The following is a 23,090-nucleotide window of genomic DNA, read 5'->3' as shown; positions in this document are numbered from 1 at the left end:
CGTCGAGGCGCTGGTGCGCTGGAAGCACCCGGAACTGGGCATGGTGTCACCGGGAGAGTTCATTCCGCTGGCCGAGAGCAGCGGCCAGATCCTGGCGATCGGCGAGTGGGTGATGCGCACCGCCGTGCGCCAGACCAAGGCCTGGCTGGGCGCCGGGCTGGGCGAGTTGGTGGTGGCGGTGAATCTGTCCGCAATCCAGTTCCGCGACCCGGGGTTGCCCGAGTTGGTCAAGGCCATCCTTGATGAATCGCAACTGCCCCCGCAGTGCCTGGAGCTGGAGCTGACCGAGAGCGTCGCCACCGGCAACCCGACGGCGGCGATCGCCATGATGGACCGGCTGCACGCGCTGGGCGTGCGGCTGTCGATCGACGACTTCGGCACCGGGTATTCATCGCTGAACTACCTGAAGCGCTTTCGCATCCACACGCTGAAGATCGACCAGAGCTTCGTGCGCGACATCGGCAGCGACGCCGACGACCGCGCCATCGTGCAGGCCATCGTGCAGATGGCCCATGCGCTGAACCTGACCACCATCGCCGAGGGGGTCGAGACCGACGAACAGGCCGGATTCCTGCGCAACCACGGTTGCGACGCGATGCAGGGCTACCGCTTCTGCCGGCCACTGGACGCGGGCGCCGCGGCGCAGTGGATGAACAAGCGCCGCGCAGCACTGCAGGCGCTCGACGCCTGAAACACCGAGGGCCCGGTTTGGCGGGCCCTCTCGTCACATTCAGCCGGCTTTTTCGTCCGGCACCTCTTCTTCGACGGGCCAATCGCGGATGTAGGCCTTGAGCATGCGGTTTTCGAAGTCCTGTGCCTCGACCACACCCTTGGCCACGTCGTAGAACGAGATCACGCCCATCAGCGTCTTGCCATCCAGCACCGGCATGTAGCGGGCGTGGCGGCCGAGCATCATCCGGCGCACTTCGTTGATGTCGGTTTCCGGCGTGCAGGTCAACGGCGCATCGTCCATCACGCTGCGCACCAGCGTGCTGCCGATCATGCCGCCGTTCTTGACCACCGCGCGAATCACTTCGCGGAACGTCAGCATGCCGATCAGGTCGCCATGCGTCATCACCACCAGCGAGCCGATGTCGTGCTCGGCCATCGTGGTCACGGCGCCGGCCAGCGGGCTGTCCGGGCCGACGGTGAAGAGGGTGTTGCCCTTCACTCTCAGAATGTCGCTGACTTTCATGGCTGGCACTCCTTCGGCTCGATGTTTGGCGCGGTTGTCGAAACTCCCAACGGGGACATGGGCCGCACTGCCCATGCGGTCAACATAGCACACAATCGTGGCCCCACACAGATGCCGTAGACCCGGTAACCATATATGCCCGGTGCATCCGACCCTGGCTTCGACACTTTGGCGCTGCACGCCGGCGCCGTGCCCGACCCCGCCACCGGCGCGCGGGCGGTGCCGATCCATCTGACGACCTCGTTCGTCTTCGAGTCCAGCGAGCACGCGGCGTCGCTGTTCAACCTGGAGCGCTCGGGCCACGTCTACAGCCGTATTTCCAACCCCACCAACGCGGTGCTGGAGGAGCGCCTGGCGGCGCTGGAAGGCGGCGTTGGCGCCATCGCCACGGCCAGCGGCCAGGCGGCGCTGCACCTCGCGATCGCCACCATTGCCGGCTCCGGCTCGCACATCGTTGCCAGCTCGGCCTTGTACGGCGGCTCGCACAACCTCTTGCACTACACATTGAAGCGTTTCGGCATTGAAACGACCTTCGTCAAACCGCGAGATATTGACGGCTGGCGTGCCGCGATCCGCCCGAACACCAAGCTGCTGTTCGGCGAGACGCTGGGCAACCCGGGGCTGGACGTGCTGGACATCCCGACCGTCAGCGCGATCGCCCACGGGGCCGGCGTGCCGCTGCTGGTCGACTCGACCTTCACGACGCCCTGGCTGATGAAGCCGGTCGAGCACGGCGCCGATCTGGTCTTCCACTCGGCGACCAAGTTCCTGTCTGGCCATGGCACGGTGATTGGTGGCGTGCTGGTCGACGGCGGCCGCTTCGACTGGACGGCCAGCGACCGTTTCCCCGAGCTGACCGAGCCTTACGCGGGCTTCCACGGCATGGTCTTCGCCGAGGAAAGCTCGGATGGCGCCTTCCTGCTGCGCGCCCGGCGCGAAGGCCTGCGCGACTTCGGCGCCTGCATGAGCCCGCACACCGCCTGGCTGATCTTGCAGGGCATCGAAACGCTGCCGCTGCGCATGGCGCGGCACGTCGAGAACACGCGCAAGGTCGTCGCCTTCCTGGCCGGCCACGCGATGGTCGCCGGCGTCGGCTACCCGGAGCTCGAATCGCACCCCGACCATGCGCTGGCGCAGAAGCTGCTGCCACGCGGCTGCGGCTCGGTCTTCAGCTTCGACCTGAAGGGCTCGCGCCAGCAGGGCCAGGTGTTCATCGAGGCGCTGAAGATCTTCTCGCACTTGGCCAACGTGGGCGACTGCCGTTCGTTGGTGATCCACCCGGCATCGACCACCCATTTCCGGATGGATGATGCCGCGCTGGCCCACGCCGGCATCACCCCCGGCACGATCCGGCTGTCGATCGGGCTGGAAGACGCCGACGATCTGATCGACGACTTGAAGCGCGCGTTGCGCGCCGCGGAGAAGGCAGCATGAAGTGGCTGGTCAACGGCCGCGAGGCCTATACATACACCGGCGGCAAGGCGTTCGACCCCACCCTGCCCTGCGTCGTCTTCATCCACGGCGCGCTGCACGACCACACGGTCTGGACGCTGCTGGCGCGCTGGTGCGCTCACCACGGCTTCGGCGTGCTGGCGGTCGACCTGCCGGGCCATATGAAGAGCGCCGGGCCGGCGCTGGAGAGCGTCGAGGCGATGGCCGAATGGGTCTTGGCGCTGCTGGACGCGGCCGAGGTGAAGCAGGCCGCCCTCGTCGGCCACAGCATGGGTTCGCTGGTGGCGCTGGAGGCGGCCGGCCGCGCGCCAGACCGGGTGAGCAAGCTGGTGATGATCGGCACCGCCTATCCGATGAAGGTGTCGCCGGCGCTGCTGGAAATGTCGAAGAACGACCCGCTGGCCGCCATCGACCTGGTCACCACCTTGTCGTATTCGTCGATTGCCCAGAAGCCCGGCTACCCCGGCCCCGGCGTGTGGGTGCGCGGTGGCGGCAAGGCGCTCGGTCGGATGGTGCTGGCCAAGCAAGGCAACGCCCTGCTCTACCACCAGGATTTCGTCGCGTGCAATGGCTATGCCGGCGCACTCGACGCCGCAGCGAAGGTCACCGCACCAGCGACGCTGATCTGTGGCCGACGCGATCAGATGACCCCGCCGAAGGCCGCGGCCGAGATCGGCACCGCGCTGAAAGCCCGCCTCGAAACGGTGGACGCCGGGCATGTGCTGATGGCCGAAGCGCCCGACGAAGTGTTGAATGCGTTGAGAAAGGCTCTCGTCTGATCGGGCCTCACGAAGGAGCCGTCACCGATGAACACCGCCACCGCGCCAGCCGTCGACCCGAAGAGCTTTCACAGCTTTGCCGAGTTCTACCCGTTCTACCTGGGCGAGCACAGGAACCGCACCTGCCGGCGGCTGCACTTCGTCGGCTCGACGCTGGCGCTGGTGTGCCTGGGGCTGCTGCTGTACACGGGCCAGTGGCAGTACCTGCTCTACGGCCTGCTGTGCGGCTACGGCTTCGCGTGGATCGGCCACTTCGGCTTCGAGAAGAACAAGCCCGCCAGCTTCAAGCGCCCGCTCTACAGCTTCATGGGCGACTGGCTGATGTACAGCCAGATCTGGCGAGGGAAGGTTCCGTTTTGATCGGCTGAGTCGATCTGCGCTACCGCCTGCTGAGGTTGTGGCGGCAGGGCGGCGGCGGTGTCCCCGTTCTGCGGCCGCTCGCGGACGACTGTCGAGGTACGCCACCCGAAGTCGCATCAACACCGTGTGTGCCCTAGAGTCGTTGGGGCGACCGCGAATAAGGCCTCCGCCCGGAGACACCACCACCGCCCTGCAGGCACCGGCCGCTGCGTGGCACGCCTTCGCATGCCGCGGTCGTGCTTGGGGTGGGAGGTTTGGGGCGTTTTCGGAGGCCTCATTCGCGGTCGCCCCAACCTTCGTCCGAGAAGACGGGGCCGACCGAGACGAGGCCCGCACGCCAGAAACGGCTCCCCGCGAGCCGGCCGCAGAAAACGCCCCGGGCCTCCCGCCCCTCGCGATGCCCCTTGTAGGGCACCCGCATTTGAGCGCCCTAAGCCGCAGCCAACGCCGGCGCCAGATTCGCCAGCATGTCCCGCACCATCGCCCGCAGGTCGTACTCGAGCTTCCAGCCCCAGTCGGCACGCGCGGCCGAATCGTCGATCGAGCGCGGCCACGAGTCGGCGATGGCCTGGCGGAAGTCGGGTGCGTAGTCGATCGAGAAGCCTGGAATCTCCTCGGCAATCGCCGCGGCAATCTCAGCAGGCGTGAAGCTCACACCCGCCAGGTTGTAGCCATGGCGCTCGCGAATCTTGTCGGCAGGTGCGTCCATCAATTCCAGCGTCGCGCGGATCGCATCGGGCATGTACATCATCGGCAGCGCCGACTGCGGGCCCAGGAAGCTGGTGTAGCGGCGGGCTTTGAGCGCCTCGTGGAAGATCTCGACCGCGTAGTCGGTGGTGCCACCACCCGGCGGCGTCTTCCAGCTGATCAGGCCCGGGTAGCGGATGCTGCGCACGTCGACGCCATGCATCCGGTGGTACCAGGTGCACCAGCCTTCCCCGGCCAGCTTCGAGATGCCGTAGACCGTGGTGGGCTCCATCACCGTCTTCTGCGGTGTGTGGTCGCGTGGCGTGGTCGGGCCGAAAGCAGCGATCGAGCTGGGCCAGAACACCTTGTCCAGCTTGTGCGTGCGGGCCAGTTCCAGCACGTTCAACAGGCCCTTCATGTTCAGGTCCCAGGCCCACATCGGATGCTGCTCGCCACGCGCCGACAAGGCCGCCGCGAGGTGGTAGATCTGGGTGATGCCATGGCGCTCGGCCACGGCGATCAGCGCGGAGGCGTCGGTCACGTCCAGCGCTTCATGCGTAAGCCCGGGCACGCGGCCCTTGGGCGCCAGGTCGCTGGTCACGACCGCGCTGTTGCCGTGACGGCGGGCCAGCTCTTCGGCCAATTCGGTGCCGATCTGGCCGTTGGCCCCGATGATGAGGATCTTCGGTGTGGTCGTCATTTCACCAGTCCCAATTCCACGCCCGCTTGACGGAAGGCCGCCACCGCACGTTCCAGATCGGCCTGGTCATGGCCGGCGCTCATCTGCACCCGAATGCGCGCCTGGCCCTTGGGCACCACCGGGAAGAAGAAGCCCACCACGTAGACGCCCAGTTCCAGCAGCCGCGCCGCCAGTTGCTGCGCCTTGACCGCGTCGTAGACCATGATCGGCACGATCGGGTGCTCGCCCGGCTTGATCTCGAAACCGGCTTCGGTGATGGCCTTGCGGAAATACTTGGTGTTGGCTTCCAGCTTGTCGCGCAGCGCGGTCGAGCCTTCCAGCAAGTCCAACACCGCAATCGATGCGCCCACGATGCTGGGCGCGACGGTGTTCGAGAAGAGATACGGTCGTGAGCGCTGGCGCAGCAGCTCGATCACTTCCTTGCGCGCGGCGGTGAAGCCCCCCGAGGCGCCACCCAGCGCCTTACCCAGCGTGCCGGTGATGATGTCGATCTTGCCGAACACACCGCGGTACTCGTGGGTGCCACGGCCACGTTGACCCATGAAGCCGCTGGCGTGGCACTCGTCGATGCCCAGCAGGGCGCCGAAACGGTCACAGATCTCACGGATCTTGTCGAGCTGGGCGATGGTGCCGTCCATCGAGAAAACGCCGTCGGTGAAGACCATCTTGAAGCGCGTGCCCTTCTCTTCGGCTTCCTTCAGGCAGCGCTCCAGATCGGCCAGATCGTTGTGCTTGTAGCGCCAACGTTGCGCCTTGCACAGGCGAATGCCGTCGATGATCGAGGCGTGGTTCAGCTCGTCGCTGATGATCGCGTCGGCCTCGCCCAGCAACGGCTCGAACAGGCCGCCGTTGGCGTCGAACGCCGCGGCGTACAGGATCGCGTCTTCAGTGCCCAGAAACTTGGCGATGCGCGCTTCGAGCGTCTTGTGGATGTCTTGCGTGCCGCAGATGAAACGCACCGAGCTCAGGCCGTAACCATGCGTCCGCAGCGCCTCATGCGCGGCCTCGATCACGGCCGGGTGGCTGGACAAGCCCAGGTAGTTGTTGGCGCACAGGTTGATCACCTCGCGGCCATCAGCCGTGCGCACGTGCGCGCCCTGCGGCGTGGCAATGATCCGCTCGGACTTGTACAGGCCCGCTTCGCGGATGCCGTCCAGCTCAGTGCGCAGGTGGGCGTAGAAATCGTCGGTGCTGGCCATTGGTGAAAAGTCCTTTTGTGGCGACGTCTTCGGGCACAATCGATGTTCGATGCTTTTTCCGAAGTTCGATATATCGAAATTTCGTGCAGTATCGTAAACAAGCCTCAGCCGGTCAAGACCCCCACGCCAACTTTTACGATGAACCGCCCTGCCGCTCACGAACCACCCCGCGTCGGCGAAACCCTGGCCGCCCTGCGGCAGGACCGCGCGTTGTCGCTGGACGAGCTGTCGCGCCAGGCGGGCGTGTCGAAGTCGATGCTTTCGCAAATAGAGCGCAACCAGGCCAACCCCACCGTCGCCGTGGTCTGGCGACTGGCCAATGCGCTGGGCGTGCCGATGGCCGAGCTGCTGGGGGCCGACAAGCCGTCGCAACCGCAGATTGCGACCGTGCCCTCGCACGCCACGCCGTCGCTGCGCAGCCCGGACGGGCACTGCGAGCTGCGCATCCTCGGCCCGATCGAGCTGGCCGGGCAGTTCGAGTGGTACGAGCTGACGATCCAGCCCGGAGGGGCGCTCGAATCAGAGCCGCACGAACCGGGCTCGCGCGAGCACCTGAGCGTGCTCAGCGGTACGCTGGAAGTGCAATCGGCCGAAGCCGTCACGCGGTTGAAGGCGGGCGAAACGGCGCGCTACGCGGTCGACCAGCCGCACGCGATCCGCAATCCGGCCAAATCGCCGGCCCAGGCGCTGCTGGTGGTGGTGCACCCGGCCTGAACGCGGGCGCCGATCAGGCCAGCACGTCGGCCAGCGTCAGCTCGTCCAGCCGCATGCGGGCGCGCAAGACCTCGGTGCGCGCGTCGGGGTGCAGCAGCAGCGCGTCGATCAACGGCGCCGCGGGTGTCGTCGCCGGGTCGCACAACAGCACGTGGCGTTGCACCCCCTCCTCGTCCAGCCGCGCGAGCCAGTCGCGCTGGGTCAGCGTTTCGAGGATCGGCTCGATCTGCAGCGGGTCGATGCGCAACTGGGCGGCGATCTGGCCGGCGTCGAGGCCACGCTTTTCGCTCGCCCGCGCCTCGGCGAGCGCGCGCAACACGGCCAATGCCAGGCTGAAGCGATAGCCTGGCGTATTGCCATGGCGCACCACGCGCATCTGCAGGCTGGGTGCGTAGGCCGCGATCACCGCACCCATCAGCACGATGACCCAACCCGTGTACATCCACAGCAGGAAGATCGGCGCGGTGGCAAAGGCGCCGTAGACGGCCGAAAACTGGACCACCGACGACACATACCAGCCCAGCACCTTCTTCGCGATCTCGAAGCCGGCCGCGACAAACACCGCGCCGGCCAGCGCATGGCGCCAGCGCACATGGGTATTGGGCACGTAGTGAAACAGGCCCGCCATCGTCGCAGCCAGCATGCTGAACTCGAGCACGTCGAGCACGAAGCGAACTCCGCCCGGCATGTCGCCCACCAGCCCGCGTGAGGCCGAGATCGCATAACTGCTCAGGCTCAGTGACACACCGAGCACCAGCGGGCCGAGTGTGATCGCCGCCCAGTAGACCAGCACACGCTGCGCGATCGGCCGCGGCTTGCGCACACGCCAGATCGCGTTGAGCGCACGGTCGATCGTCAGCATCAAGGCCAAGGCGCTGATGACCAGGGCGACCAGGCCGGCACTGCCCAGCTTGTGCGCCTTGTTCGAGAACTGCGTCAACGCGCCCAGCACCGGCTTGGCGATGGTGTCAGGCACCAGGCTTTGCAGGAAGTACTTCTGCAGCGCGTCCTGGAAGCTAGAGAACATCGGGAACGCGCTGAAGATCGCCAGCATCACCGTCAACAGCGGCACCAACGCAATCAGCGTGGTGAAGGTCAGGCTGCCGGCCGCCTGGCCGAGGCTGTCTTCGCGAAAGCGCAGCCGCAGCGTGCGCATGGTGTCGAACCAGGGCCAGTTGCGCAGCGTGTCCAGCGCTTCGGCCACCATCTGCTGCCAGCCCTTGCGCAGGGCGTGAGTCGAAATCATGGCGGATATCATGCCATCCATGTCCGCACCGACCCCTCTCGCTGCGCCGGCTTCGCTCGCGCCGGACGGGCCGACGCAGGCCACCCGCGCGGTTGCCATCGCCCTGTGGCTGGCCTTGATCGTGCTCTGCCTGGCCTGGGAGCTCTGGCTCGCGCCCACCGGCCGCGGCACCTTGGCGATCAAGGTCGTGCCGTTGCTGCCCGCCCTGCCCGGCCTGCTGCGCATGCGCATGTACACCTACCGCTGGTTGAGCCTGCTGGTGTGGCTGTATGCCACCGAAGGCCTGGTGCGCGTCGGCAGTGAACAAGGTGTCGGTCAATGGCTTGCACTGGGCGAGGTGCTGTTGTCGATCGCGCTGTTCGTGGCCTGTGCCGCGCATGTGCGCTGGCGTTTGAAGCGCGGCGCGCGAGCCGCCGACATCGCATGAACGCCTCGCTGATCGACACACTGCGCGCGCTGGTCGGCGCCGCGCAGGTATTGCAGGGCGAAGGGCTCGACGCCTATGAGATCGACTGGCGCAAGCGTTACCGTGGCCGTGCCTTGGCGGTGGTGCGGCCGGCCGATGCGGCCGAGGTGGCAGCGGTCGTGCGGGCCTGCGTGGCCGCTGGCGTGGCCATCGTGCCGCAAGGCGGCAACACCGGCCTGGTCGGCGGGGGTGTGCCGGACGGCAGCGGCCAGCAGGTGCTGCTGAGCCTGGCCCGCCTGAACCGCATCCGCGAGATCGACACCGACAACCTGACCCTCACCGCCGAGGCGGGCTGCGTGCTGCAAGCCGTGCAACAGGCCGCCGATGAAGGTGGGCTGTTGTTTCCCCTGAGCCTCGCCGCCGAAGGCAGTTGCACGATCGGAGGCAACCTGGCCAGCAACGCCGGCGGCACCCAGGTGCTGCGTTATGGCAATGCACGCGAGCTGTGCCTGGGCCTGGAGGTGGTGACACCCAAGGGCGAACTGTGGGCAGGCCTGAGCGGCCTGCGCAAGAACAACACCGGCTACGACCTGCGCGATCTGTTCATCGGCAGCGAGGGCACGCTGGGCATCATCACGGCGGCCACGCTCAAGCTGTTCCCCAAACCGGCCGCGACGGTCACCGCGCTGGCCGCGTGCGACTCGGTCGAGGCCGCCGTCGGCCTGCTGAACCTGGCGCGCGCGCGACTGGGGCCGGGCCTGACTGGCTTCGAGCTGATGCAGGCCTTTGCCATGTCGCTGGTCGAGCGTCACTTTCCGCAGCTGCCGAAGCCGCTGCCCGGCGCGGCCTGGACGGTGTTGCTGGAGCTGGCCGGCACCGAGACCGAAGAAGTGGAGCGCGAGCGCTTGTCAGCACTGCTCGAACTCGCCGTGGAGCGTGAGATGGTCAGCGACGCAGTGATCGCCGCGAGCATCTCGCAGTCACGTGCGCTGTGGCATCTGCGAGAGTCGATTCCGCTCGCGCAGAGCGAGGAAGGCCTGAATATCAAGCACGACATCGCATTGCCGGTATCGGCCATTCCGGGCTTCGTGACACGCATGGCGGCGCAGCTGCAGCAGGCCGCGCCCGGTGCCCGTGTGGTGTGCTTTGGCCACCTGGGCGACGGCAACCTTCACTACAACCTGCAGGCCCCTGAAGGCATCGTGGCGGACGAGTTCCTCGCGGCCCATGAAGGGCATGTCAATGAACTGGTCTACGACGAGGTGCTGCGCCTGGGCGGCTCGTTCTCGGCCGAACACGGCATCGGCGCGCTGAAGCGCGAAGAACTGGCGCAGCGCAGCTCACCGGTGGCGCTGGGCATGATGCGCGCCATCAAGGCAGCGCTCGATCCCGCGGGGCTGTTGAACCCGGGGCGGGTGGTCTGAAAAGACCGGGGCCCCAGCCCCGGTTCAGTGGGCCGGGCCCTTGAGCGCCGGCGGCACTGGCAAGGAAACCACCTCGATGCCCTCGTCGGCCAGCTCGGCCCGTTGCTCTGGCGTGGCCTGACCACGGATACCGCGCGATTCGGCCTCGCCGTAGTGGATGCGGCGAGCCTCTTCGGAAAAGCGCTCACCGACGTCCTCGGTGCGTTCCATCACGTGCTTGACCGCTTCGACCCAGAGGTTCTGCAGCGTTACCGCTTCGGGACTGGGTGTGGGTGGCGGCGCCGCCGCGGGCTTGCTGCGCTCGACCGGTGGGCTGGCGCCGAAGTTCAGGCGCGGCGCGCTCGGCAACCGGTTGACCGACTTGTCGCCGCACAGCGGGCATTCGACCAAACCGCGACCATGCTGGTGCACGAATTCGTCTTCGGAGGCAAACCAGCCTTCGAAACCGTGTCCATGCGCACAGCGCAGATCGAGCACCTTCATGGCGAGATTATCGGCTCGGGCCCCAGGCTTCTGCAGGCCGCCAATCCAACGCCCAGACGCCGGAGCGCCACTTTTGTAACCACATGAGCGAAATCAGCGTTTTCGCATCGGTCAACTCGCCACGAGACGCCAGCGCTTCCAGCTCGGCCTCTTCCATCAAGCAGACGTCGATCAGCTCGCCGTGGTCCAGCTGGCGCTCACCCAGCGTGAGGCCGCGCGCGAACCAGATCTCGATGAATTCGGTCGAGTACGCCGCGGCGTTGTGCAAGCGCGCCGCGAAGGCCCATTCGGTGGCGCGGTAGCCAGTTTCCTCCGCCAGCTCGCGCATCGCGCAGCGGCTGCTCGGTTCGTCCGGGTCGATCTTGCCGGCGGGAAACTCCAAGAGCACCTGGGACAACGGATAGCGGTACTGGCGTTCCAGCACCAGCCGGCCGTCGTCGAGGATGGGCACGACCACCACCGCACCCGGATGCATCACATACTCGCGGCTGGCCAGGTCACCATCGGGCAGGCGCACGATGTCGCCACGCACGTCGAGAAAGTTCCCGCGCAGCAGTTGCCGGCGTTCGGTGGCGACCTCGATCAGGTGGCCCTCTTCGCCCGCCGCGCCCGCCGGGGAGTCGCGATCAGCCATGGTGCGCTTCAGGCTTGCCGCGGCGCAGGTAGCGCCAGACGAAGCCCGGCGACGCCAGCGTGACGAACAGGCAGGCACCGGCGGCGTAGAACTCCCAGCCCTGCGGGGCCCGCTGGCCGATCGAAGCTTCGAGTGCGCTGCCCAGGCCCCAGGTCAGCGTGGCGAAGACCACCAGTTCCAGCAACCGCCAGCCAAAGACCTTGGCCGGCCGCAGGCGCGGCCCGACGGCAAACAGGCGCTCGTTGACGAACGGCAGGTTGGCGGCGACCACCGCCACCACCAGCACCAGCCAGACCGACGCGGTCTGCGACATGAACTACCGCCCGACGCGCGACTGGGCGCTCAACCGGCGAGCGCGCGCACGACAACGTCGCGGCACAGCGCCATCAGCCCGTCCGGCAGCACTCCCAGCACCAGCGCCGCGGCGCCGTTACAGGCCAGCAAGGCACCCACGCCACCGCGTGACTCCACCTGCACGGCCCCAGCCGGCGGCTCGTCGAAGTACATCACCTTGACCAGGCGCAGGTAGTAGTAGGCACCGATCATCGACAGCAACACCGCGATGACGGCGAGCACGATGTAGCCGGTGTCGTTGGTGACGACCAGGGCCTGCAGCACGGCGAACTTGGCGTAGAAGCCGACCATCGGCGGCACACCGGCCAGCGAGAACATGAAGACGGTCATCACACCAGCGAGCCAAGGGCTGCGCTTGGCCAGGCCGGACAGGTCCGAGATCTCGTCGCATTCGAAGCCGGCGCGAGACAGGTACATCACCAGGCCGAAGGTGCCGAGCGTCGTCAGCACGTAGGTGACGACATAGAACATCGCCGAGCTGTAGCCGTTGGCCGCCGACAAGGTGTTCGCATCGATGACGGTGGGCGTCAGGCCCAGCAGCATGAAGCCGAGCTGTGCGATCGCAGAGAAGGCCAGCAGACGCTTCAGGTTGGTCTGCGCGATCGCGGCCAGGTTGCCGATCACCATCGACATCACCGACAACACGATCAGCATCTGCTGCCAGTCGTGAGCCAGGCCGGACAGGCCTTCGACCAGCAGGCGGATCGCGATCGCGAACGCGGCCAGCTTCGGCGCACCGGCGATCATCAGCGTGACCGCCGTCGGCGCGCCCTGGTAGACATCGGGCACCCACATGTGGAACGGCACCACGCCCAGCTTGAAGCCCAGGCCGGCAACGATGAAGACGACACCGAAGGTCAGCACCGTGGTGTTGATCTGGCCCTTGGCGATGGCCGACAGCACCTCGGACAGGTCGAGCGAGCCGGTCGCGCCGTACATCATCGACATGCCGTAGAGCAAGAAGCCGCTGGCCAACGCGCCCAGCACGAAATACTTCATCGCCGCTTCGGTCGCCAGTGCGTGATCGCGCCTGAGCGCCACCAGCGCATACAGCGACAGGCTCATCAGCTCCAGCCCGACGTAGATGACCAGGAAGTTGGTGGCCGAGATCATCACCGAGATGCCCAGCAGCACGAACATCGCCAGTGTGAAGAACTCGCCTTTCAGCAGCTCACGATCGCCGATGTACGGGCCCGAGTAGGCCAGCGTCAACATCATCGCCAATGCGGCGCACAGGGCGAGCATGTGTCCCATCGGGTCGGACACCACCAACCCCTGCATGCCGTAGACCGACGCGGCGGCACCTTCGGCACTCAGGCCGGTTTGCAGCGCAAAACCGTGCATCAGCGCAACGGCGGCCAGGGAGATTTGCGTCAACCAGAAGGTGACGCGGCGCTTGGGGTCGGTGACCTGCAGGTCGACCAGCGCCACCACGCAGGCGGCCACCAGCAGCAGGATCTCGGGGTAGGCGACGAGCCAGTTCATTTGGGTCATGGGGAGCACTCCGGCGTCGGCCTCAGGGCAGCTTGGGCAGTTTGGAGTTGGCCACGTGCTGCAGCAGCTCGTTCACGGACACGTGCATCACATCGGTGAAGGGTTTCGGGTACAGGCCCATGGCCAGCACCGCAACGGCGAGCATCGCCATCATCAGGAACTCGCGGGCATTCAGGTCTTCCAGCGCCTTCACGTCGTCGTTGGCGACGTCGCCGAAGAAGACGCGCTTGTACATCCACAGCGTATAGGCCGCGCCGAAGATCAGCGCCGTGGCGGCCAGCGCCCCGAGCCAGAAGTTGGCCTTGACGGTACCGAGGATCACCATCCACTCGCCGATGAAACCGGCGGTGCCCGGCAGGCCGCAGTTGGCCATCGCGAACAGCAGTGCGAAGGCGGCGAACTTCGGCATCGTGTTGACCACGCCACCGTAGCTGGCGATCTCACGCGAATGCACCCGGTCGTACAGCACGCCGATGCACAGGAACATCGCGCCCGACACGAAGCCGTGCGAGATCATCTGCACCAGGCCGCCCGACACGCCAAGCTCGTTGAAGATGAAGAAGCCCAGCGTCACGAAGCCCATGTGAGCGATCGATGAATAGGCCACCAGCTTCTTCATGTCCTGCTGCACCAGCGCGACGAGGCCGATGTAGATCACCGCGATCAGGCTGAGCGCGATGATGAACCACGCGTACTCGCGGCTGGCGTCCGGCGCGATCGGCATCGAGAAGCGCAAGAAGCCGTAGGCGCCCAGCTTCAGCATGATCGCCGCCAGCACCACCGACCCGCCGGTCGGCGCTTCGACGTGGGCGTCCGGCAACCAGGTGTGCACCGGCCACATCGGCACCTTGACCGAGAACGCCGCGAAAAAGGCAAAGAACAACAAGGCCTGCGCCGACATCGGCAGTGGCAGCTTGTGCCAGGCCGCGATGTCGAAGCTGCCGCCGGACTTGTAGTACAGGTAGATCAGCGCCACCAGCATCAGCAGCGAGCCGAGCAGGGTGTAAAGGAAGAACTTGAACGCCGCGTAGACGCGCCGCGGCCCGCCCCAGACGCCGATGATGATGTACATCGGGATCAGCGTGGCCTCGAAGAAGACATAGAACAGCAGCCCGTCGCAGGCCGAGAACACGCCGACCATCAGGCCCGACAGGATCAGGAACGCCCCCATGTACTGGTGGGCACGATCGGTGATCACCTCCCAGCCGGCAATCACGACGATGACGGTGATGAAAGCAGTCAGCAGCACAAACCAGACCGAGATGCCGTCCACGCCCAGGTGGTAGCGCACGTTGAAGCGCTCGATCCAGACCATGTTCTCCTGGAACTGCATCGCGGCAGTGCCGGGGTCGAACCCCGAGATCAGCGGCAGCGTGACCAGGAAGCTCACGATGGCCCCGACCAACGCCAGCCAGCGCGTCGCGCCGGGATTGCTGTCACGGCCAAGAGCCAGCAGCACCGCGCCAAAGGCGATCGGCAGCCAGATGGCAACGCTCAAAAGACCCATTCTTGTTCTCCGCTCTTGTTCGTCAGTGAGCGATCAGGCCCAGCAGGTAAGGCCACAGTTGCCATGTCAACAACCCGAACACGCCCAGCACCATGACCAGCGCGTACCACGAGAGGTAGCCGGTCTGCACCGTGCGCACGACGCGCGAGAAGGCGCCGACCGTGCTGGCCGTGCCGTTCACGAGGCCGTCGATCACCGCGACATCACCGCCCTTCCACAGCCCGCGCCCGAGAGAGCGCGCCGCGGCGGCGAGGATGTTCTCGTTGATCCAGTCCATGTAGTACTTGTTCTCCAGGATCCGGACGATCGGCGCGAAGGTGCGCGCGATCGCCGCCGGGATGCCCGGCTTGACCATGTAGAAAAAGTACGAGACGACGACACCGGCGAGCGCCAGCCAGAACGGCAGCGTGGTCAGGCCGTGAACCGCCATGCCCCATGCGCCGTGGAACGCTGCGGCCATTTCCGCCATGGCGGGATGGGCAGCGGCGTCGACGGTGATCGCATCCTTCAGGAAGTCACCGTAGAGCATCGGCCCGATCGTCAGGAAACCAATGAAGACCGAGGGAAGCGCCAGCAGGATCAGCGGCGCGGTCACGACCCACGGCGACTCATGCGGCACGTGCACTTCGCTGTGGTCGCCCGGCTCTTCGTGCGCACCGTGGTCTTCCGGCGGGAACGGCTTGTGATGGAAGTGTTCCTTGCCGTGGAAGACGAGGAAGTACATCCGGAACGAATAGAAGGCGGTCACGAACACGCCGGCCACGACCGCGAAGTAGGCGAAGCCCGAGCCCGGCAGGTGGCTGGCGTGCACGGCTTCGATGATCGAGTCCTTCGAGTAGAAGCCCGAGAACAGCGGTGTGCCGATCAGCGCCAGCGAACCCAGCAGCGAGGTGATCCAGGTGATGGGCATGTACTTGCGCAGGCCGCCCATGTTGCGGATGTCCTGGTCGTGGTGCATGCCGATGATCACCGAGCCCGCGCCGAGGAACAGCAGCGCCTTGAAGAACGCGTGGGTCATCAGGTGGAACACCGCGACCGAGTAGGCCGAGACACCCAGCGCCACCGTCATGTAGCCCAGCTGCGACAGCGTCGAGTAGGCAACGACACGCTTGATGTCGTTCTGGATGATGCCCAGGAAGCCCATGAACAACGCGGTGATGGCGCCGATCACCATGACGAAGCTCAACGCGGTGTCCGACAACTCGAACAGCGGCGACATGCGCGTCACCATGAAGATGCCGGCCGTCACCATCGTTGCCGCGTGGATCAGCGCCGAGATCGGGGTCGGGCCTTCCATCGAATCGGGCAGCCACACATGCAGCGGGAACTGCGCGCTCTTGCCCATCGCGCCGATGAACAGGCAGATGCAGGTGACCGTGATCAGCATCCACTGGTCGCCCCACAGCGGCATCGGGAACGTCAGCTTGGCGAACTCTTCGGCCTTGCCGAACACCTCGGCATAGCTCAGCGAGCCGGTGTAGGCGACGATCAGGCCGATGCCGAGGATGAAGCCGAAGTCGCCGACCCGGTTGACCAGGAAGGCCTTCATGTTGGCGAAGATCGCGGTCGGCTTCTTGTACCAGAAGCCGATCAGCAGGTACGACACCAGGCCCACTGCTTCCCAGCCGAAGAACAGCTGCAGGAAGTTGTTGCTCATGACCAGCATGAGCATCGAGAAGGTGAACAACGAGATGTACGAGAAGAAGCGCTGGTAGCCGGGGTCTTCTTCCATGTAGCCGATGGTGTAGATGTGCACCATCAGCGACACGAAGGTCACCACGCACATCATCATCGCTGTCAGGCCGTCGATGAGGAAGCCGACCTCCATCTTCAGGCCGCCGAGGTTCATCCACTCGTAGACCGTGGCGTTGTAGCGCGCGCCTTCGAGCGCGACGGACTTCAACACCATCACCGAGACGATGAAGGCGATCAGCACGCCGAGGATGGTGATCAGGTGCGCGCCGCGCCGGCCCACCGCCTTGCCGAACAGACCGGCGATCACGGAGCCGGCCAGCGGCGCCAACGGCACCGTCAGGAGCAGGTTCTGGGAGAGTTGTGCAGACATGTTCTTCTTGGGGCGTTGGGGTGCGCCGTCAGCCCTTGAGGGAGTCCAGCTCGTCCACGGCGATGGTGGCCCGGTTGCGGAACAGCACGACGAGGATCGCCAGGCCGATTGCCGATTCGGCGGCCGCCACGGTGAGGATGAAGAACACGAACACCTGTCCGTCCATGTCGCCCAGGTAGTGCGAGAAGGCGACGAAGTTCATGTTGACGGCGAGCAGCATCAACTCGATCGCCATCAACAGCACGATCAGGTTGCGCCGGTTCATGAAGATGCCGACCACCGACAAGGCGAACAGGATGCCGCCGAGCGAGAGGTAGTGGCCCAGGGTGATGCCAGTGGCGGTCATGCGGCCCCCTTGGCGCTACGCGCCGTCCCCCCGAGGGGGAATTCGCCCTTGAGGCGGCTCTGCGGGCTCATGCTTTGCCTCCTTCCGGCGTGGCGGGCGCGGACGGCTTCTCGATCACCGCATCCATCTTGACCAGACGGACGCGGTCGGCCTTCTTGGCCCGCACCTGCTCGGACGGGTTCTGATAGCGACTGTCCTTGCGCTTGCGCAGCGTCAACGCGATCGCCGCGATGATGGCCACCAGCAACAGCACTGCCGCCACCTGCAACGGGTAGAGGTACTGGGTGTAGACGATCTTGCCCAGTGCGCGTGTATTGCCCAGCTTGGCCAGGTCTTCCGGCATCGGCGCCGCGTCGGTCAAGCGGAAGCCGCCCTTGAGCACCAGCGCCATCTCGAGCGCGATCAGCACGCCGATGAACGCAGCGAGCGGAAAGTTCGACCAGAAGCCTTCTCTCAGGCTGTCGGTGTTGATGTCCAGCATCATCACCACGAAGAGGAACAGCACCATCACCGCGCCGACGTAGACGAGCACCAGCGCAATCGCCAGGAACTCGGCCTTCAGCAGCATCCACACGCAGGCGGCATTGAAGAAGGCCAGCACCAGGAACAGCGCGGCGTGCACCGTGCTGCGGGCGGTGATGACCCGGAAGGCCGACACCAGCAGCACGGCCGAAAACAGATAGAACAAAGCGGAGGTCGTATTCATCGTTGTCTCGCGAGAAGCCGCTGGTCAGCGGTACTTCGCGTCGGCCTCCTTGTTGGCGGCGATCTCTTTTTCGTAGCGGTCGCCGACGGCCAGCAGCATGTCCTTCGTGAAGTACAGGTCGCCGCGCTTTTCGCCGTGGTACTCGAAGATGTGGGTTTCGACGATCGAGTCGACCGGGCAGCTCTCTTCGCAGAAGCCGCAGAAGATGCACTTGGTCAGGTCGATGTCGTAGCGCGTGGTGCGACGCGAGCCGTCGGCACGCACGTCCGATTCGATCGTGATCGCCAGCGCCGGGCAGACCGCCTCGCACAGCTTGCAGGCGATGCAGCGCTCTTCGCCGTTTTCATAGCGGCGCAACGCATGCAGGCCACGAAAGCGCGGTGACAGCGGCGTTTTCTCTTCCGGAAACTGCACCGTGATGGTCGGCGACAGGAAGTGACGGCCGGTGAGCATCAGGCCCTTCCACAACTCCGTCAGCAGGAAGCTGGAGAAAAGGTCTTTGAGGGAAGCGACGGTAGACATAGCTTGTGCGACCTCGCCTTAGGGCCAGATGTTGAACGGCGACTGGATCCACAGACCCACGACGACCAGCCACACCAGCGTGACGGGGATGAAGATCTTCCAACCCAGACGCATGATCTGGTCATAGCGGAAGCGCGGGAACGTGGCGCGCACCCACAGGAACATCGTGACGACCACGAAGACCTTGATGCCGAGCCAGATCCAGCCGGGAATGAAGCTCAGGAAAGCGAACGGGCTCAGCCAGCCGCCCAGGAACATCAACACGCACAGTGTCGACACCAGGATCATGTTGGCGTATTCGGCGAGGAAGAACATCGCGAACGCCATGCCCGAGTACTCGATCATGTGGCCGGCAACGATCTCCGACTCGCCTTCGACCACGTCGAACGGGTGCCGGTTGGTCTCGGCCAGACCCGAGATGAAGTAGACGACGAAGATCGGCAGCAGCGGCAGCCAGTTCCACGACAGCACGCCCAGGCCCATGTCGGCCATGCGGCCCTGGCCCTGCACCATCACGATGTCGGTCATGTTCAGGCTGCCCGACACCATCAGCACGACGACCAACGCAAAGCCCATCGCGATCTCGTAAGAGACCATCTGCGCCGAGGCACGCAACGCACCGAGAAACGCGTACTTCGAGTTTGACGCCCAGCCCGCGATGATGACGCCGTAGACCTCCATCGAGGTGATCGCCATCAGGAACAGCAGGCCCGCGTTCACGTTGGCCAGCGCGACCTCGGGGCCGAAGGGGATCACTGCCCAGGCGGCCAGCGCCGGCATGATGGTCATCACCGGGCCGAGGAAGAACAAACCCTTGTTCGCCGCGGTCGGGCGGATGATTTCCTTGAAGACCAGCTTGACCGCGTCGGCGATCGGCGTCAGCAGGCCGAACGGGCCGACACGGTTCGGACCGGGACGGATCTGCGACCAGCCGATGGCCTTGCGTTCCCACAACGTCAGGTAGGCCACGCAGCCCATCAGCGGGGCGACCACGACGACGATCTTGATCAGCGACCAGACCACCGGCCACAGCACGCCGCCCATCAGCTCGAGGCCAGCTTGATTGAAGCTATCGATCATGAGGATTCCTGCGTCCTGCTCGGGCCTCAGGCCACTTCCACGGTGATGGGGCCGAACATCGCACCCAGCGAGGCCGTGTCCGCGTGCCCGGCGGGCACACGCACCACGTTCGCGGCGAGGCTGTTGTCCAGGTGGGCCGGCAGCACGGCGCTGGCGCTGCCCTGCGACACGCGCACCTTGGTGCCGTCTTGCAGGCCCAGTTGGGCCCACACAGCCTGCGGCAGGCGAACCACCGGCGCCTTGGCGTCGGCGGTCAGCTGCAGCGAGACCGCACGGCGCACCAGGCTGTCAGTGGCGTAGATCGGCACGTCGGCCAGACGCTGCAGACCTTGCACGGGCGCCGGTGGCTGGAAACCCGCCTTGGTCGCGTTCGACAGGCGTTGCGCCAGCGTGCTGGCATCACCGAGTGCTTCGGCCCGCACCTCTTCAACCGACTCCTGGCTGAAGCCCGGCAGGCCCAGCAGGTTACCAAGTACACGGAGCACCTTCCAGGCCGGCCGGCTGTCGCCCAGCGCACGCACGACACCGTGGAAGCTTTGCAGGCGACCTTCGGCGTTGACGAAGCTGCCGCCGGTTTCGGTGAACGGCGCGATCGGCAGCAGCACGTCGGCGTTGTCGACCGCGGCGTCCTTGAACGCCGTCAGCACAACGACCAGACCAGAGCCCTGCAGCGCAGTGCGCGCGGCCGCAGCGTTGGCGGCGTCGAGCGTGGGCTCGACGTTCAGCAGCAGCAGGCCCTTCATCGGCTGGGTCAGCATCTGGCCGGCGTTCAAACCACCGTTGGCAGGCTGCGCGCCGACGAGCTGCGCACCGACACGGTTGCCGCCATCGGTCAGGAAGCCGACGGTCGCGCCGGTCTGCTCGCCGATCCAGTTGGCCAACGCCAGCAGCGTCGAGGCTTGCGGGTGCTGCGCGGCAGCGTTGCCGAGCAGGATGGCCTTGCGCTCACCGGTCAGCAGCGCGTTGGCCAACACCTCGGCTTGCGGCGACACCATCGCCTGCACCGGTGCATTGACGCCGCGGGCGGTGGCAATGTAGCCGGCGACGTCTGCCAGCGCCTGGGCCCAATAGCCTGGGGCGGCCGTCAGCTGCGCGGCGACGGACATGGCCCAGTCGTCGTGCGCCGCATTCAAGCTCAGCACCTTTGCGCCATGGCGCGCGGCCTGGCGGATGCGCTGCGCGAACAGCGGATGGTCCTTGCGCAGGAACGAGCCGACGACGAACACGCGGTCCAGCTTGGACAACGCTGCGATCGGCATGCCCAACCATTGAACGCCCTCGCCTGCCGTGAAATCGGCATGGCGCAGGCGGTGGTCGACGTTGTCGCTGCCCAGGCCACGCACCAGCTTGGCCAACAGGTGCAGCTCTTCGACGGTGCTGCTGACGCTGCCAAGCGCGCCGATCGATTCCGCACCGAACTCGACCTTCACACGCTTCAAGCCATCGGCGACGTAGCCGAGCGCAGTGTTCCAGTCCACCACTTGCCACTGGCCGCCTTGCTTGATCATCGGCTGCGTCAGTCGCTGCGGACTGCTGACGGCCTCGTAGCTGAAGCGGTCGCGGTCGGCGATCCAGCATTCGTTGACGTCTTCGTTCTCGAGCGGAACGACACGCATCACCTGTTGGTTCTTGACCTGGACGATCAGGTTCGCGCCGGTCGAATCATGCGGGCTGACGCTCTTGCGGCGCGACAGCTCCCACGTGCGGGCCGAGTAGCGGAAAGGCTTGCTCGTCAACGCACCGACGGGGCAAATGTCGATCATGTTGCCCGACAGCTCGGAGTCGACCGTCTCACCGACCACCGTGGTGATCTCGGAGTGCTCGCCGCGGTGAATCATGCCCAGCTCCATCACGCCGGCCACTTCCTGGCCGAAGCGCACGCAGCGGGTGCAGTGGATGCAGCGCGTCATCTCTTCCATCGAGATCAGCGGGCCGACGTTCTTGTGGAACACGACGCGCTTTTCTTCCTGGTAGCGCGAGGCCGAGCCGCCATAGCCGACGGCCAAGTCCTGCAGCTGGCACTCGCCGCCCTGGTCGCAGATCGGGCAGTCCAGCGGGTGGTTGATGAGCAGGAACTCCATCACCGACTGCTGGGCCTTGAGCGCCTTCTCGCTCTTGGTGCGCACGATCATGCCCTGCGTCACCGGCGTGGCACAGGCCGGCATCGGCTTGGGTGCCTTTTCCACCTCGACCAGGCACATGCGGCAGTTGGCCGCGATCGAGAGCTTCTTGTGGTAGCAGAAGTGCGGGATGTAGGTGCCGGCGGCGTCGGCCGCATGCATCACCATGCTGCCTTCGATGACGCTGACCTTCTTGCCGTCGAGTTCGATTTCAACCATGTTGTTTCGTCGTCAGGCCGTGGCGGTGGCGTGAGCGTGGGCGTGCTTGTGTGCACCCCCACCGACCATGCAGGTCTTGTGCTCGACGTGGTAGGCAAACTCGTCGCGGAAGTGCTTGAGCATGCCGCGAACCGGCATGGCCGCTGCGTCGCCCAGCGCGCAGATCGTGCGGCCCATGATGTTCTCGGCCACGTTGTCGAGCAGGGTCAGGTCGTCGGCGCGGCCTTCGCCATGCTCGATGCGGTTGACCACGCGCCACAGCCAGCCGGTGCCTTCGCGGCACGGCGTGCATTGGCCGCAGGATTCGTGCATGTAGAAGTACGACAGGCGCAGCAGGCTGTTCACCATGCAGCGGGTGTCATCCATCACGATGACCGCGCCCGAGCCCAGCATCGAGCCGGCCTTGGCGATGGAGTCATAGTCCATCGTGCAGTCCATCATCGTGTGGGCCGGCAGCACCGGGGCCGATGAGCCACCGGGGATCACCGCCTTCAGCTTCTTGCCACCCTTCACGCCACCGGCAAGCTCCAGCAGCTTCGAGAACGGCGTGCCCATCGGGATCTCGTAATTGCCGGGGCGCTCGACGTCACCGACCATCGAGAAGATCTTGGTGCCGCCGTTGTTCGGCTTGCCGCAGTCGAGGTAGGCCTGGCCGCCGTTGCGGATGATCCAGGGCACCGCCGCGAAGGTCTCGGTGTTGTTGATCGTGGTCGGCTTGCCGTACAGGCCGAAGCTGGCCGGGAACGGCGGCTTGAAGCGCGGCTGCCCCTTCTTGCCTTCGAGCGATTCGAGCAGCGCGGTTTCTTCGCCGCAGATGTAGGCGCCGAAACCATGGAAGGCGTGCAGCTGGAAGCTGAAGTTGCTGCCGAGGATCTTGTCGCCCAGCAGGCCGGCGGCACGGGCTTCTTCCAGAGCGGCTTCGAAGCGCTCGTAGGTGCCGAAGATCTCGCCGTGGATGTAGTTGTAGCCGACCGAAATGCCCATCGCGTAGGCAGCGATGGCCATGCCTTCGATGACGATGTGCGGGTTGTACTGCAGGATGTCGCGGTCCTTGCAGGTGCCGGGCTCGCCTTCGTCGGAGTTGCAGACCAGGTACTTCTGGCCCGGGAACGCGCGCGGCATGAAGCTCCACTTCAGGCCAGTCGGGAAGCCTGCGCCGCCGCGGCCGCGCAGGCCCGAGCCCTTGACCTCGGCGATCACCTGGTCGGGGGTCATCGGCTCGCCGCCGCCCTGGCCCAGCACCTTGCGCAGGGCCTGGTAGCCGCCGCGGGCCTGATAGTCGGCCAGGCGCCAGTTCTTGCCGTTCAGGCCGGCGTAGATCTGGGCGCCGATGTGGCGATCGTGAAAACAGGTTTCGAGGCCGCTGGCCTGGAAGCGCGAGAGATCGAGAGCCATGGC

Annotated in this window: 23 protein-coding genes; 7 read left to right on the top strand and 16 right to left on the bottom strand. The window is 65.9% G+C overall.

All coding sequences use genetic code 11. The annotated features are described in order from the left end of the window. A partial coding sequence (locus VFY73_RS18375) for an EAL domain-containing protein (RefSeq protein ID WP_329721419.1) occupies positions 1–691 on the top strand: 691 nt, incomplete at its 5' end. A gap of 39 nt (positions 692–730) precedes the next feature. Here the strand turns inward: VFY73_RS18375 and VFY73_RS18370 are convergent. Continuing rightward, positions 731–1,195, bottom strand: a complete 465-nt coding sequence (locus tag VFY73_RS18370; protein WP_329721417.1) for a CBS domain-containing protein — start codon at positions 1,193–1,195, stop codon at positions 731–733. A 135-nt stretch (positions 1,196–1,330) separates the two neighbouring features. Here VFY73_RS18370 and VFY73_RS18365 point away from each other — a divergent pair, with 135 nt between their 5' ends. Genes VFY73_RS18365 through VFY73_RS18355 form a run of 3 tightly spaced genes read left to right on the top strand, consistent with a single transcriptional unit; the run spans position 1,331 to position 3,786 of the window. Next, positions 1,331–2,629: an O-acetylhomoserine aminocarboxypropyltransferase gene (locus tag VFY73_RS18365; RefSeq protein ID WP_329721415.1), complete on the top strand. Its 1,299-nt coding sequence runs from the start codon at positions 1,331–1,333 to the stop codon at positions 2,627–2,629. Beyond that, the gene (locus tag VFY73_RS18360) at positions 2,626–3,426 is read left to right on the top strand and encodes an alpha/beta hydrolase (RefSeq protein WP_329721413.1); all 801 of its coding nucleotides are present in this window, start codon (positions 2,626–2,628) and stop codon (positions 3,424–3,426) included. The genes VFY73_RS18365 and VFY73_RS18360 overlap by 4 nt, the downstream gene beginning before the upstream one ends. Positions 3,427–3,453: 27 nt before the next feature. Next, complete coding sequence (locus tag VFY73_RS18355) at positions 3,454–3,786, top strand: Mpo1-like protein (protein WP_329721411.1); 333 nt, start codon at positions 3,454–3,456, stop codon at positions 3,784–3,786. Between the two features lie 430 nt (positions 3,787–4,216). Here the strand turns inward: VFY73_RS18355 and VFY73_RS18350 are convergent, their stop codons facing one another. Both VFY73_RS18350 and kbl read right to left on the bottom strand, forming a co-directional pair. Continuing rightward, entirely contained in the window at positions 4,217–5,173 is a 957-nt protein-coding gene (locus tag VFY73_RS18350; RefSeq protein WP_329721409.1) for an NAD-dependent epimerase/dehydratase family protein, read from the bottom strand. Beyond that, positions 5,170–6,372: a glycine C-acetyltransferase gene (gene kbl, locus VFY73_RS18345; protein ID WP_329721406.1), complete on the bottom strand. Its 1,203-nt coding sequence runs from the start codon at positions 6,370–6,372 to the stop codon at positions 5,170–5,172. The genes VFY73_RS18350 and kbl overlap by 4 nt, the downstream gene beginning before the upstream one ends. A 138-nt stretch (positions 6,373–6,510) precedes the next feature. Between kbl and VFY73_RS18340 the strand changes: the two genes are divergently transcribed. Next, the gene (locus VFY73_RS18340) at positions 6,511–7,086 is read left to right on the top strand and encodes an XRE family transcriptional regulator (RefSeq protein ID WP_329721404.1); all 576 of its coding nucleotides are present in this window, start codon (positions 6,511–6,513) and stop codon (positions 7,084–7,086) included. Between the two features lie 13 nt (positions 7,087–7,099). Here the strand turns inward: VFY73_RS18340 and VFY73_RS18335 are convergent, their stop codons facing one another. Next, on the bottom strand, positions 7,100–8,332 hold the full coding sequence (locus VFY73_RS18335) for a YihY family inner membrane protein (RefSeq protein WP_329721402.1): 1,233 nt from the start codon (positions 8,330–8,332) through the stop codon (positions 7,100–7,102). 10 nt (positions 8,333–8,342) lie between these two features. Here VFY73_RS18335 and VFY73_RS18330 point away from each other — a divergent pair, with 10 nt between their 5' ends. Continuing rightward, complete coding sequence (locus tag VFY73_RS18330; protein ID WP_414654488.1) at positions 8,343–8,759, top strand: DUF2069 domain-containing protein; 417 nt, start codon at positions 8,343–8,345, stop codon at positions 8,757–8,759. Continuing rightward, a complete protein-coding gene (locus VFY73_RS18325) occupies positions 8,756–10,162 on the top strand; it encodes an FAD-binding oxidoreductase (RefSeq protein ID WP_329721398.1) in 1,407 nt (468 codons plus the stop codon). The genes VFY73_RS18330 and VFY73_RS18325 overlap by 4 nt, the downstream gene beginning before the upstream one ends. Before the next feature lie 24 nt (positions 10,163–10,186). Here the strand turns inward: VFY73_RS18325 and VFY73_RS18320 are convergent, their stop codons facing one another. The 12 genes from VFY73_RS18320 to nuoF all read right to left on the bottom strand — a co-directional run bounded on the left by VFY73_RS18320 (position 10,187) and on the right by nuoF (position 23,087). Further along, entirely contained in the window at positions 10,187–10,645 is a 459-nt protein-coding gene (locus tag VFY73_RS18320) for a DUF1178 family protein (protein ID WP_329721396.1), read from the bottom strand. 7 nt (positions 10,646–10,652) lie between these two features. Beyond that, positions 10,653–11,279: an NUDIX hydrolase gene (locus VFY73_RS18315; protein WP_329721394.1), complete on the bottom strand. Its 627-nt coding sequence runs from the start codon at positions 11,277–11,279 to the stop codon at positions 10,653–10,655. Continuing rightward, a complete protein-coding gene (locus VFY73_RS18310) occupies positions 11,272–11,592 on the bottom strand; it encodes a DUF2818 family protein (RefSeq protein WP_329721392.1) in 321 nt (106 codons plus the stop codon). The genes VFY73_RS18315 and VFY73_RS18310 overlap by 8 nt, the downstream gene beginning before the upstream one ends. A 29-nt stretch (positions 11,593–11,621) precedes the next feature. Further along, positions 11,622–13,127, bottom strand: coding sequence for an NADH-quinone oxidoreductase subunit NuoN (nuoN, locus tag VFY73_RS18305; RefSeq protein ID WP_329721390.1), 1,506 nt, complete (start codon positions 13,125–13,127; stop codon positions 11,622–11,624). Positions 13,128–13,149: 22 nt separating this feature from the next. Beyond that, complete coding sequence (locus VFY73_RS18300) at positions 13,150–14,634, bottom strand: NADH-quinone oxidoreductase subunit M (protein ID WP_329721388.1); 1,485 nt, start codon at positions 14,632–14,634, stop codon at positions 13,150–13,152. 22 nt (positions 14,635–14,656) lie between these two features. Then, positions 14,657–16,699, bottom strand: a complete 2,043-nt coding sequence (nuoL, locus tag VFY73_RS18295) for an NADH-quinone oxidoreductase subunit L (protein WP_329721386.1) — start codon at positions 16,697–16,699, stop codon at positions 14,657–14,659. A gap of 28 nt (positions 16,700–16,727) precedes the next feature. Further along, positions 16,728–17,045: an NADH-quinone oxidoreductase subunit NuoK gene (gene nuoK / locus VFY73_RS18290; RefSeq protein ID WP_329721384.1), complete on the bottom strand. Its 318-nt coding sequence runs from the start codon at positions 17,043–17,045 to the stop codon at positions 16,728–16,730. Positions 17,046–17,112: 67 nt separating this feature from the next. Continuing rightward, a complete protein-coding gene (locus VFY73_RS18285) occupies positions 17,113–17,751 on the bottom strand; it encodes an NADH-quinone oxidoreductase subunit J (RefSeq protein WP_329721382.1) in 639 nt (212 codons plus the stop codon). 24 nt (positions 17,752–17,775) lie between these two features. After that, entirely contained in the window at positions 17,776–18,273 is a 498-nt protein-coding gene (gene nuoI / locus VFY73_RS18280; RefSeq protein ID WP_329721380.1) for an NADH-quinone oxidoreductase subunit NuoI, read from the bottom strand. Between the two features lie 18 nt (positions 18,274–18,291). Then, positions 18,292–19,353 carry an NADH-quinone oxidoreductase subunit NuoH gene (nuoH, locus tag VFY73_RS18275; protein WP_329721378.1) on the bottom strand — a complete coding sequence of 354 codons (1,062 nt, stop codon included), beginning with the start codon at positions 19,351–19,353 and terminating at the stop codon, positions 18,292–18,294. Between the two features lie 26 nt (positions 19,354–19,379). Then, the gene (gene nuoG, locus VFY73_RS18270; protein WP_329721376.1) at positions 19,380–21,692 is read right to left on the bottom strand and encodes an NADH-quinone oxidoreductase subunit NuoG; all 2,313 of its coding nucleotides are present in this window, start codon (positions 21,690–21,692) and stop codon (positions 19,380–19,382) included. A 12-nt stretch (positions 21,693–21,704) separates the two neighbouring features. Further along, entirely contained in the window at positions 21,705–23,087 is a 1,383-nt protein-coding gene (nuoF, locus tag VFY73_RS18265; RefSeq protein ID WP_329721374.1) for an NADH-quinone oxidoreductase subunit NuoF, read from the bottom strand. Positions 23,088–23,090 lie beyond the last annotated feature (3 nt).

The organism is Ideonella sp. (genome assembly GCF_036277275.1).
In the GTDB taxonomy this organism is placed as follows: Bacteria; Pseudomonadota; Gammaproteobacteria; order Burkholderiales; family Burkholderiaceae_C; genus Ideonella.
This window is presented reverse-complemented; position numbering and strand designations above follow the sequence as displayed.